General features: G+C 41.2%; 11 protein-coding genes. 2 read left to right on the top strand and 9 right to left on the bottom strand.

Going from position 1 to position 12,249, the window contains the following annotated elements:
- Nucleotides 1-191 precede the first annotated feature (191 nt).
- Nucleotides 192-2,189: a transketolase gene (tkt, locus tag B0184_RS06480; RefSeq protein WP_005708748.1), complete on the top strand. Its 1,998-nt coding sequence runs from the start codon at nt 192-194 to the stop codon at nt 2,187-2,189.
- A gap of 96 nt (nt 2,190-2,285) precedes the next feature.
- Here tkt and dxs read toward each other — a convergent pair whose 3' ends face one another.
- From dxs to B0184_RS06500, 4 genes are all read right to left on the bottom strand, one after another.
- The gene (gene dxs / locus B0184_RS06485; protein ID WP_005708685.1) at nt 2,286-4,139 is read right to left on the bottom strand and encodes a 1-deoxy-D-xylulose-5-phosphate synthase; all 1,854 of its coding nucleotides are present in this window, start codon (nt 4,137-4,139) and stop codon (nt 2,286-2,288) included.
- 60 nt (nt 4,140-4,199) lie between these two features.
- On the bottom strand, nt 4,200-5,009 hold the full coding sequence (gene suhB, locus B0184_RS06490) for an inositol-1-monophosphatase (protein ID WP_039851359.1): 810 nt from the start codon (nt 5,007-5,009) through the stop codon (nt 4,200-4,202).
- Nucleotides 5,010-5,145: 136 nt separating this feature from the next.
- On the bottom strand, nt 5,146-6,036 hold the full coding sequence (dapA, locus tag B0184_RS06495) for a 4-hydroxy-tetrahydrodipicolinate synthase (protein ID WP_005708763.1): 891 nt from the start codon (nt 6,034-6,036) through the stop codon (nt 5,146-5,148).
- Nucleotides 6,037-6,141: 105 nt separating this feature from the next.
- Complete coding sequence (locus B0184_RS06500) at nt 6,142-7,083, bottom strand: Kdo(2)-lipid IV(A) acyltransferase (RefSeq protein ID WP_005708812.1); 942 nt, start codon at nt 7,081-7,083, stop codon at nt 6,142-6,144.
- Nucleotides 7,084-7,253: 170 nt separating this feature from the next.
- Here B0184_RS06500 and hpf point away from each other — a divergent pair, with 170 nt between their 5' ends.
- A complete protein-coding gene (hpf, locus tag B0184_RS06505) occupies nt 7,254-7,538 on the top strand; it encodes a ribosome hibernation-promoting factor, HPF/YfiA family (RefSeq protein WP_005708841.1) in 285 nt (94 codons plus the stop codon).
- Nucleotides 7,539-7,608: 70 nt separating this feature from the next.
- Here hpf and truA read toward each other — a convergent pair whose 3' ends face one another.
- From truA to B0184_RS06530, 5 genes are all read right to left on the bottom strand, one after another.
- Nucleotides 7,609-8,394, bottom strand: a complete 786-nt coding sequence (gene truA / locus B0184_RS06510) for a tRNA pseudouridine(38-40) synthase TruA (protein ID WP_005708894.1) — start codon at nt 8,392-8,394, stop codon at nt 7,609-7,611.
- A 6-nt stretch (nt 8,395-8,400) separates the two neighbouring features.
- Complete coding sequence (gene folE / locus B0184_RS06515; protein WP_005708774.1) at nt 8,401-9,075, bottom strand: GTP cyclohydrolase I FolE; 675 nt, start codon at nt 9,073-9,075, stop codon at nt 8,401-8,403.
- A 141-nt stretch (nt 9,076-9,216) separates the two neighbouring features.
- Nucleotides 9,217-9,852 carry a high frequency lysogenization protein HflD gene (hflD, locus tag B0184_RS06520; RefSeq protein WP_005708861.1) on the bottom strand — a complete coding sequence of 212 codons (636 nt, stop codon included), beginning with the start codon at nt 9,850-9,852 and terminating at the stop codon, nt 9,217-9,219.
- A 25-nt stretch (nt 9,853-9,877) separates the two neighbouring features.
- Nucleotides 9,878-11,545 (bottom strand): heme ABC transporter ATP-binding protein/permease CydC, encoded by a 1,668-nt coding sequence (gene cydC, locus B0184_RS06525; protein ID WP_005708880.1) that lies wholly within the window; start codon nt 11,543-11,545, stop codon nt 9,878-9,880.
- A gap of 84 nt (nt 11,546-11,629) precedes the next feature.
- Nucleotides 11,630-12,241 carry a DedA family protein gene (locus tag B0184_RS06530; protein ID WP_005708752.1) on the bottom strand — a complete coding sequence of 204 codons (612 nt, stop codon included), beginning with the start codon at nt 12,239-12,241 and terminating at the stop codon, nt 11,630-11,632.
- Nucleotides 12,242-12,249 lie beyond the last annotated feature (8 nt).

Consider the following 12,249-nt stretch of genomic DNA (forward strand, 5'->3'; position numbering starts at 1 on the left):
TGCCTAACGCCTAAAAGAGTGCGTATTCTAAGTGAAAGTTGAGCGAAGATCAACCGCTAATTTAATGCAGAATTTATGTGAACTAGATCACAAAAAGCAGATGATTTTTTTGAGTTTTGAAATAAACTTGATTACAATCACAAACAATCAAAAATAATCTTAATTTAATCAAAATGAATGGGAGAATGACGATGGCTGAGCGTAAAGTTTTAGCAAATGCGATTCGTGTATTAAGTATGGACGCCGTCCAAAAAGCAAATTCTGGTCACCCTGGTGCTCCAATGGGTATGGCAGATATTGCAGAAGTATTATGGCGTGATTTTTTAAAACATAACCCAAATAATCCAAAATGGGCAGATCGCGATCGCTTTGTGCTGTCGAATGGTCATGGTTCGATGTTAATTTATAGCCTTTTACATTTAACAGGCTACGATCTTTCTATTGAAGATTTAAAACAATTCCGTCAATTACACTCAAAAACGCCAGGTCACCCAGAATATGGTTATGCACCAGGTATTGAAACGACAACAGGTCCGCTTGGTCAAGGGATTACCAATGCGGTTGGTATGGCGATTGCAGAGAAAACTTTAGCAGCACAATTTAACCGTGAAGGTCACGAAATTGTGAATCACTATACTTACGCATTTTTAGGCGATGGCTGCTTAATGGAAGGTATTTCTCATGAAGCATGTTCATTAGCAGGTACGCTTGGTTTAGGTAAATTGATTGCGTTCTATGATGACAACAACATCTCAATTGATGGTCACGTTGATGGTTGGTTTACGGATGATACCGCACAACGCTTTGAATCTTATGGCTGGCAAGTGATCCGCAATGTGGATGGTCACGATCCTGAGCAAATCAAATTTGCAATTGAAAATGCACAAGCAGAAAAAGAGCGTCCAACCTTAATTATCTGCAAAACGATTATCGGTTATGGCTCACCAAATAAATGTAATTCTCACGACTGCCACGGTGCACCATTAGGCGAAGCAGAAATTAAGGCTGCTCGTGAATTCTTAAACTGGAAAGATGAACCATTTGTCATTCCATCTGAAATTTATGTAGAGTGGGATGCAAAAGTAAAAGGTGCAGCAGAAGAACAATCTTGGGATGCAAAATTTGCAGCATATTCAACCGCTTACCCAGAATTAGCAGCAGAGTTTAAACGCCGTATGAGCGGTGAATTACCAGCAAATTGGGAAGCAGAAAGCAAAGCATTTATCGAAAAATTACAGGCAAATCCTGCGAATATTGCAAGCCGTAAAGCATCACAAAATGCGATTGAAGCCTACGCTCACGTATTACCAGAATTTTTAGGTGGTTCTGCAGATTTAGCTAGCTCAAACTTGACTTTATGGTCTGGCTCTAAACCAATTCGCGCAGATCACAACATAGATGGTAACTATATCAACTACGGCGTACGTGAATTTGGTATGTCAGCGATTATGAATGGTATCGCTTTACACGGCGGCTTTATTCCTTATGGTGCAACCTTCTTGATGTTCTACGAATACGCCCACAATGCAGTGCGTATGGCAGCATTAATGAAACAACGTGTGTTATTCGTTTATACGCACGACTCAATCGGTTTAGGTGAAGATGGTCCAACTCACCAACCAGTTGAGCAGACTGCCGCATTACGCTACATTCCAAATCTTGAAACGTGGCGCCCAGCTGACCAAGTAGAATCTGCAATTGCGTGGAAAGCGGCCGTTGAACGTCAAGATGGTCCAAGTGCGTTAATCTTCACACGTCAAAATCTTCAACAACAAAATCGCACAGCAGAGCAATTAGCGAATGTAGCACGTGGTGGTTATGTGTTAAAAGACTCAGCAGGTACGCCAGATTTAATCTTAATCGCAACAGGTTCTGAAGTGGAATTAGCGATGAAAGTAGCAGAAGTGCTAGAAGCTGAAGGCAAAAAAGTGCGTGTGGTTTCAATGCCAAGCACCAACGTGTTTGATAAGCAAGATGAGGCTTACCGTGAATCAGTATTACCTCGTGCAGTGACTAAACGTGTTGCAATTGAAGCACAATTGTCTGACTTCTGGTATAAATATGTAGGCTTTGAAGGTCGTATCGTAGGGATGAATAGCTTCGGTGAATCAGCACCAGCAGGCGAATTATTCAAACTTTTCGGTTTCACCGTTGAAAATGTAGTAGCGAAAGCGAAAGAGATTTTGTAATAAACAAACAGATAACATAAAGGCATCAAATTGATGCCTTTTTTGTTAGCTCAACGAGCTTAATGGTTTCATAAAATGAGTGTTTTGGATAGTAAACTAATGCAACAATGCTAGGATCTTCTGCTCAATCCCTTCCGCATTTAACCCAATTTCTGCGTAAGCTTCTGGTTGTGTTGCTTGTGGGATGAAATGGTCTGGAATGCCGAGCATTGCAAGCGGTTTAATTTTGTTGATCGATTGCAAATATTCATTCACGGCACTGCCTGCTCCCCCTTGAATAGCATTTTCTTCAAGGGTTACCAATAAATCGTGCGAATCTGCGAGTTGTTTAATTAGCTCACCATCAATAGGCTTAACAAAACGCATATCAGCAAGGGTGTAGTTGTTACGTTCTGCAACGATTTGTGCTTCGTGCAACATCGTGCCGAAGTTTAAAATCGCGACTTTTTTACCTTTTCGAATAAGGCGACCTTTACCCACTTCCAACACTTGCATTGGTTGTAACTCTACACCTTGTGCATTGCCTCGAGGATAGCGTACTGCTGTTGGCGTATTCATTGAATAAGCCGTGAATAACATCTGGCGCATTTCATTTTCGTCTGATGGTGTCATAATCGTCATATTTGGAATGCAACGCATAAAGCTTAAGTCGAACGCTCCTTGATGGGTTTGTCCGTCTGCCCCCACAATACCCGCACGGTCAATTGCAAAAATGACAGGAAGATTTTGAATTGCCACATCGTGAATTAACTGATCGTAAGCACGTTGCAAGAAGCTAGAGTAAATTGCCACCACAGGTTTAAAGCCTGCAATAGCTAAGCCTGTTGCGAAGGTTACGGCGTGTTGTTCTGCAATCGCCACATCAAAATATTGCTCTGGGAAACGTTTGGAAAACTCCACCATTCCCGAACCTTCACGCATAGCAGGGGTAATGCCGATCAGCTTAGGATCTTGTATCGCTATTTCGCATAACCAGTTGCCAAAAATATCTGAATAGGTTGGAATGGTTTTGGTTTTTGGTAATTTTCCGCTTTCAGGATCGAATTTTGGCACGCCATGGAAACCGATTGGGTCGTTTTCTGCAGGCTGATAACCTTTGCCTTTTTTAGTGCGAATGTGCAAGAATTGCGGGCCTTTTAGGTCACGCATATTTTCCAGCGTTTTCACCAAGTCATCAATGTTATGCCCGTCAATCGGACCAATATAGTTGAAGCCAAGCTCTTCGAAAAGCGTACTTTCAGGCGAGAAAATCACGCCTTTCATATGCTCTTCGCTTTTCTTCATAAAGTTTTTAATGGTCGGCACTTTATCCAGAATTTTCTTACTGCCATCACGCATGGTAGTGTAAAGCGAACCTGAAAAAATGCGTGCGAGGTGGTTGTTTAATGCCCCCACGTTTTCGGAAATCGACATTTCGTTATCGTTTAGGATAACCAACATATCAGTATGTAATGCACCCGCATGGTTTAAGGCTTCAAATGCCATTCCTGCGGTAATTGCACCATCACCAATTACACAAACGGTTTTACGCCCTACATTCTCTTTTTCTGCTGCAACCGCAATACCCAAGCCCGCACTAATGGAAGTAGAGGAGTGCCCCACGCTTAATACATCGTAAACGCTCTCTTCACGCCAAGGAAAAGGATGGATACCATCTTTTTGACGGATGGTTTTGATTTGATCACGACGCCCAGTAAGGATTTTATGCGGATAGGCTTGATGCCCTACATCCCAAATAAGCTGATCAAACGGCGTTTGGTAGACGTAATGCAAGGCAACAGTCAACTCAACTACGCCCAACCCTGACGCTAAATGACCGCTTGATTGGCTTACGCATTCAAGCAAATAGGCTCGCAATTCGTCTGCAAGCGGTTGTAATTGATCTTTATTTAGCAAACGCAAATCTTCAGGCGAGTTGATTTGGCTGAGCAAAGGGTATGATTTTTGCATAAAAGATAATCCATTTGGGCGTAATGTAAAGATGAAACGGCTTTCGACCGCTTATCTGACTTATTTAAGATCTTCTGTTAATACAGGTTGAATGGTGCTTAAAATTTCTTTCACAACACGAGCTTGACCTACAACAAGGTTGCCTGATTTTAAGTAATCTGTACCACCTACAAAGTTGGTTACGATTGCACCTGCTTCACGAGCGATAAGCTCACCCGCGGCACAATCCCAAGGTTTTAAGCCGATTTCAAAGAAACCATCGACACGGTTTGCTGCTACATAAACTAAGTCTAACGCAGCTGAACCTGTACGGCGGAAATCTGCCACGCCATTGTTCATTAAGCCTTCAAGCATATTTAAATGTGCAGGGCGATATTTTGGATTTTTGAATGGGAAACCTGTTGCAAGCACTGTGCCGTTTAAGTCACGACGGCTTGTATCAACACGTAAACGAAATTCATTTAATTTTGCCCCTTCACCGCGCACGCCAGTGAAAAGTTCATTACGGATAGGATCGTAAACTACGCCAACTGTTGTGCGACCATTCTCGCGAACAGCGATAGAAACACAGAAATGCGGTAAACGTTTTACGAAGTTAGTGGTGCCATCTAATGGATCAATCACCCATTGCACACTGCTATCTTTACCTTCAACAATACCTGACTCTTCCGCAACGATAGAGTGATCAGGATAAGATTTACGGATAACCTCAATAATTGCAGCTTCTGCTGCTTTATCAATTTCAGTTACATAGTCATTTGAGCCTTTACGAGCCACTTCGGTATCTTGAGGTGCTTGCTCGTAACCTTTTGCGATAATATTGCCTGCTTTTCGTGCTGCACGAATAGCAATGTTTAACATTGGATTCATATTTCCACCAGATTTTAAAGAACAAAGAAAGATGGCGAATTATAGTATAAAAAGAGTAAGAGAGGAACGACAAGCGGTGGTTTTTAACCATTTATTTACAAAAAAATAGGCACGCACTGTGCCTATTCGTAAAATATTATGCAATTAAACCCGCTTGTTTTAATGCTGCCAACACTTTTGGTTGCGCTTCTTCAGAGAGAGTGGTTAATGGTAAACGTAAATTTGGTTCACTCACTAGACCTAATTTATAGGCTGCCCATTTCACAGGAATTGGGTTTGCTTCCACAAACAGATCGTGGTGCAATGCATTTAAACGTTGGTTAATCGCTTCCGCTTCTTCAAATTTGCCTGCTAGAGCCAATTCACACATTTTAGCCATATCAGCAGCTGCCACGTTATTGGTCACAGAAATAACACCTTGGCCGCCTAATTTCATTGACGCTAAACCTGTTGCATCATCACCGCTTAAGAAGATGAAATCCTCACCAGCTAATTCTTTGATGAGCGGTAAACGACTTAAGTCGCCTGTAGCTTCTTTCACACCAACAATATTTTCAATTTTTGATAAGCGACCAATAGTTTCAGGTTTTAAATCGCTGCCTGTACGACCTGGTACATTATATAAAATTTGCGGTAAATCAGTTGATTCTGCAATCGCTTTATAATGTTGATACATCCCTTCTTGGGTTGGTTTATTGTAATAAGGTACAACGCTCAAACAACCTGCGACGCCACTGTTTGCAAGTAATTTCGTCATTGTGACCGCTTCACTTGTCGCATTTGAGCCTGTGCCTGCAATAATAGGAATACGATCATCAGCAAATTCAACGGTTTTCTTAATCACTTTCACATTTTCATCAATGCTCAGCGTGGTAGATTCCCCAGTTGTTCCGACAGAAACAATCGCGTGTGTTCCAGCCTGAACGTGGTGTTCCACCAAATTTTTTAATTCTTCGTAGTTCACTTCACCGTGTGTCATTGGGGTAATCAGTGCTACAATACTACCGTGAAATAAGGGCATTGCCATAATTCGACTCCTGTTTTTATTATGATTGGCTTTCGTTCATAGATTGCAAAAATACTTCAAAATATGCAAGTGTTTTTTTGCAAGAGTTGTGTTTTTCATTACATTTTAATCGTAAAGGCTAAGATCGCTTTCATTCGGTCGTGTTTTAAAACGGCGGTGCAACCACATATATTGTTCGATCGCATTGAGAATTTCACCTTCAACTACTTTATTCATTTTAGTTGCAGTTTGAACATCATCTTCACAATCTGAAAAATCAACCGCTGGGCTGATTTTTACAGTATAACCCGAAAAATCCTCATTTCGTATTGGCGAAAATGGCACAACCTTTGTTTGTGGAGCAGATTTTAAAAGCATTCTTGTTCCCGCAGTGGTGCACGCTTCTTTTACCGCAAAAAATGGAACAAATACGCTGTTTTTTCGACCGTAATCGTGATCTGGGGCATACCAAATGGTTTCTCTAGCTTTTAATGCTTTAATCATTCCACGTAAATCACTACGATTGAGCATTGCTTTATTTGAGCGAATTCTACCCCGAAATTGGATCCAATCTAGCAATGGATTATCGTTCGGGCGATATACGCCAACGCCTTGATGATGTAATCCAACAATTCTCGCTCCCAGCTCAAGGGTTAAAAAATGCACGCCAACAAAGAGAATTCCGCTGTTCTCAGGCACATTTTTAAGGTGCTCAATCCCTTCCACTTTCGACCATTTTAAAATACGCTTATCTGACCAGAACCACGCCATTCCTGTTTCAATGATTGCCATTCCAACGGATTCAATGTTTTTCGCTAAAATTTGTTCAATTTGCCCATGCGTATAATCAGGAAAACACAATTCAAGATTGCGTTTAGCGATACGAATACGACGTTTTCCAAAGCCAAGTTTGGCAAATAGTTTGCCTAATCCTTTGCCTAAAAGTACTAACATAGGATAAGGTAGAGCCAAAATAAGCTTAAAAATACCAATCCCAAGCCATAAGCCCCAATATCGAGGTTTTAAGAAAGCAGGCTGAAAAGGAGGAAGTTGTTTGTTTTCTATCATAGATTATGTATGTTGATTTCTGTAGTGCTAAATTATAGCCAAAAGATAATAAAAAATGTTAAGTTGATCACAAATTTGAAATTTAATGAAAAATTATTCTTGAAAGGTTGGAGCAAAAGGCATATTTTAAAACCATCAAGAACAACTAAACTAACGAAGAGGAAAACGTTATGTCACTCAATATCTCTAGCAAACAAATGGACATTACCCCTGCAATCCGTACCCATATTGAGGAGCGTTTAGCGAAATTTGATAAATTTCAACTCCAATTGATTAACCCACATTTCATTATTATTAAACAGCCTAACAGCTATGAAGTGGATGCAACCATTGGTTCGCCTCTAGGTGATTTAGTTGCTAAAGCAGAAAATGAAGATCTATATAATGCAATCAATGATCTTGCGAAAAAATTAGAAGCTCAGCTCATTAAATTAAAAGAGAAAAAAGAGCACTAATCTTTAATCGATAAAATAAAATGCAAAAGCCAAGTGGCAAAACAAAATGCCATTTGGCTTTTTTGCATCTTTACTCTGGTAAAAATAATGGACCTAGTGCCGTTTTAGGAATGCCAAAATGCTCAGGATAATGCACATCGACTAAATATAACCCCTCTGCTTTTGCTGTTGGTGCAGCTAGACTGCGATCTTTTTGTTCAAGCAACCACTTAATCCATTCGATAGGTTGAGTCCCTTTACCCACTTCAATCAAACTGCCCACAATATTACGCACCATATGATGTACAAAGGCATTTGCTTGAATATCCACGATAATATAATTTCCCATTTGCGAAACATTGAGATGATGAATATTTCGCCAAGGCGTATGTGACTGACATTTGGCTGCACGGAAAGACGAAAAATCATTTTCACCCAATAAAAATTGCCCAGCTTCGTGCATCTTTTTGTGATCAAGATCGCAGTGATAATGGGAAACACCATGCGGTAAAATCGCAGAACGCAGTTTTCGGCTGAAAATAATATAACGATAGCGGCGAGCGGTTGCACTAAAACGTGCGTGAAATTCCGCAGGTACTTCTACCGCCCATTTCACTGAAATATCGTCAGGCAGATGTGCATTTGTACCGAAACACCAACTTTCTAAAGGACGTTGCACCTCAGTTTCGAAATGCACAACTTGCCCCGTACCGTGTACGCCAGAGTCTGTTCTTCCTGCACAAAACACTTCGATCGGAGAATTAGCGATGACGGATAACGCATCTTCGAGTTTTTGTTGCACGCTTAATACACTCTCTTGACGCTGCCAACCAAAATATTGGCTGCCGTCATACTCAATCCCTAATGCGATTTTCATTTGAGTTTATTTTTTAATTAACGTTAAAAATTCTTTGCGAACATCACGATCGTCTAAGAAAGCACCGCCAAAGGCAGATGTTACGGTATAGCTATTGGTATCTTTCACACCACGACATTTCACACAGAAATGAGTTGCTTTTACATAAACAGCCACATCTTCAGTTTCTAAAATCGTCTGGAAGGCAGTTAAAATCTGCTCAGTAAAACGCTCTTGCACTTGCGGACGTTGTGCGAAGAATTGCACCACACGATTGATTTTTGATAACCCGATCACCCATTTTTTCGGATAATATGCCACCGCCACTTTACCATCAATGGTCACAAAATGGTGTTCACAGGTAGATGTCAAAGTAATATCATCCACCAACACCATTTCGCTAACCTTCATTCGGTTCTCAATGTTAGTAATTTTCGGAAAAGTCGCATAATCCAAACCGCTGAAAATTTCATCAACATACATTTTTGCTAAACGATTTGGCGTTTCTTCAAGGCTATCATCTCGCAAATCCAAACCAAGCAATTCCAATACTGAACGCATATGCGCTTGAATTTCAGCACGACGGCTGTCTTTATCTTTGGTGTGTGATACAGTGGGCGTTTCAATACCTTTGGCAAGCAACGCATTACGCACTTTCTGTGCTTCGTCTGAAAGACCTAAAATAGGTGAGATCGTTGTCATTTGGTTTCCTCTCAATTTGAGGCGGAAATTTTAACAAATTGACATTAAAAAGCCTATAAGATTTGTGATGAAAAACGGCATTTCAAAATCAATAAATTTAACTATAGGCTTGTTCTATTATTTCTTTTAAAGCGAGAAATTCTAAAGCATTTGATAAAGCGATTTCATTTGATTTAACAATTTCTTGCGTGAAAACAAAAATTGCCAGCGGATTCCGCCAACTTGTTGCCAGAGAATACCTGCACGGATACCTGCAAGTAGCGTGGCACGGATTTTTTGCTGAATGTCTGGACGGACGAGGTAATCTTGCATACCCAATACGTGGATTTTAGTGCCAAGCGGGCTGATTATATCGCTATAGATGGCAGCAAGGTTGGCAACCATTTGGTCTGCCATAATATCGCCTTCATAAAGCGAAAGTTGTCGCTCGATTTGTTGCAAACGTTGTACAAGCTGGGCTTTGGCTTCAGGCGATTTATTCAGCTTTTGACTGAGTGATAACAGGCTAACCCAATAACGTCCGATTTCGGTATCGAGCTTGCCATTGCCGCCACCAAGTTGAGCGAGAGCAGTTTCAATGCCCGTTTTAAGATGGGCTAAATCATCGCCATAGATGGATCGCGTAGAATCTGGTTGAGTGGCCAGCAAGCTTTTCATCAATGTTGCCATATCTTCGTGGTCTTTAGCAAAACCGTTGTGTGCAAATTGTTGTACTAACGTTGCTGCTTGACAGGTTGCAGCAAATGCAATTGCAATATCTTGGTAGTTTTTTGCCATAAAAATTCTGATGTTTTAAATAAAATTAAGTCAATAATTGCCCGTTATCTATTCGATAAACACGGTCAAAGCGTTTTAATCCTTGCAAGCGATGGGTAATCATTAGCAATGTTCGTGTTTGGCAGTGTGTGAATATGAGCGTTAAGATTTGCTGTTCAGTTTCACGATCGAGCCCTTCGGTTGGTTCATCGAGTAAGACTAATTCTGCATTGCTCAAGAGCACGCGGGCTAATCCCAATCGGCGTTGTTCACCACCAGAAAGTGGTCTGCCACCTTCACCGAGCCATAAATCTAAGCCCTGCTCTTGTAAAAGATAAGCAAGCTCCACCTGTTCTAAAACCAATTTGAGGTGCTCATCCGTTGCGTGAGGATTTCCCATTAAGAGGTTGTCACGCAACGTTTGACTGAAAATATGTATGCGTTGGCTGAGGGTGACCAAATGCGATCTTAGCGTTGCTTCAGGGTAGTCAGCTACATTGCAATTTGCCAGCAAAATTTGACCGCTTGTTGGATCGTAATGGCGGTTAAGCAGTTGGAAAATGGTTGATTTCCCGCTGCCCGTTTTGCCTAAAATAGCCACTTTTTCTCCTTTGTTTACTTCAAACGAAAGGGCGTTTAATGCAGCTTGATGGCTTGCAGGGTAGCTGAAGGTAATATTTTCAAAACGAACAAGCGGTTGATTTTCAGCAATATTTTGCCAGCTTGCTGAGCCATTAAACGCGACAAGTGGGCGTTGTTCAATCACATCATTTAATCGTTCAGCCGCTGTAATAAGCTGACCTAAATGCAAAAATGCAATGCCAATTGGCATTAAAATTTCAGCTGATGCCATCACGCAGAAAATAACCAGAGCCACAAGGGCTTCGGGGGTATCTGCACTTGGGGCGTCAATTGCAGTAGCAACCAATAAAATAACGATGCACACTAACACGCCGTTCATAAAGGTCAGCAGTGCATTCGAAAAACCCGTTAATTGGTTTTCTTTGCTTTGTGAACTTAGCCAAGTTTGTTCGGTTTTTTCTAGTTTTTCAGTCATTTGTGGGACTAAACCAAAGAGTAAAAATTCCGCATTGAGCTGAACCCACTCGATAAATTGGCTACGATATTCCGCACGTGCCTGAATGATTTTTTTGCCTGATTTCTGCCCCAAGCGGTAGAAAATGGCAGGGAAAATGAAAAGCAAGGCAAGCAATGTGCCGCAGATGATGATTGTTAATAAACCTGAGATAAACGACAAGCCAATCGCCATAAAAGTAATGACCATAATTGCACTAACAAATGGCGATAGTAGGTTGAGATAAAGGGTATCGAGCGTATCTACATCTGCCACTAGACGATTCAGCAATTCGCTATTTCTAAAGCGATTTAGGCCGCTTGGACTGAGAGGAATCAGCTTTTTAAAGACGGAAATACGTAGTTCTGCAAGCACGCGGAAAGTTGCATCGTGTGTGACCAAGCGTTCGAAATAGCGCGAGATGGTTCGTCCAATCGCTAAGCCTCGCACCCCTGAAGAGGGGTAGAAGAAGTTAAATAAAATCGTTGAGCCAACTAAAAATGAAGCGGCTAAAAACCAGCCTGAAAGGCTGAGCAATCCAATGCTGGCGGAAAGGCTTGTAATGGCTAGGATTGTACCGAGCAACAAGCGCCCGAAATGGTTGCGATAAAGTGAAAGAAATGGAAAAAGTGGTTTCATGAAATTTTATAGAAACTGTGTAGTAGGGGCGTGTTGCACATGCCCGAAAATTTGAAAAAGGACGTGTACAACACGCCCCTACATCTACATAAGGGGGGGGGATTTTTTCTTCCGCCCTTTAAACCATTTAAAGGCAAAATAAATCGCCACTAAACCAAGCACCGTAAAAATAGCATGTTGACCATGTTCTACTTGCTCTTTTAACCAGTCTAATTGTTGAGCACCATAATCGCCCAAATATACCCAAACTGGCACAGAAATAATTGCAGCACAGAAATCGACCAACACAAAGCGGGTAAAGCTCACGCGGCGAGTAATACCTGAAACCAAATAAACTACGGCACGTAAACCTGGTAAGAAACGTGCTAAGAATAAGAGGCGGTTGCCTTGTTTTTCAAAGCGTTCTTGCACCATTTTGTAGCGTTCTTCTGTGATAATGTTTCGAATAAGCGGAAAATGACGGATTTTTTCACCATAAATATGACCAAGCCAATACATTGTGCTATCGCCAATCAATACGCCAAGCATACTCACGACTAACATCCAATGCACGTTGGTGTAACCTAAACCAGAAATAACACCACCTGAAACAAGGGTAATATCTTCAGGAATTGGCACACCAAATCCGCAGGCGATTAACACGAGGAAAACAGCCCAATAACCGTAACTACTAAAAAAGCTAATTAAAAATTCCATTACCTTTC

The sequence above is a fragment of the Haemophilus paraphrohaemolyticus genome, assembly GCF_002015045.1.
Lineage (GTDB): Bacteria > Pseudomonadota > Gammaproteobacteria > Enterobacterales > Pasteurellaceae > Haemophilus_A > Haemophilus_A paraphrohaemolyticus.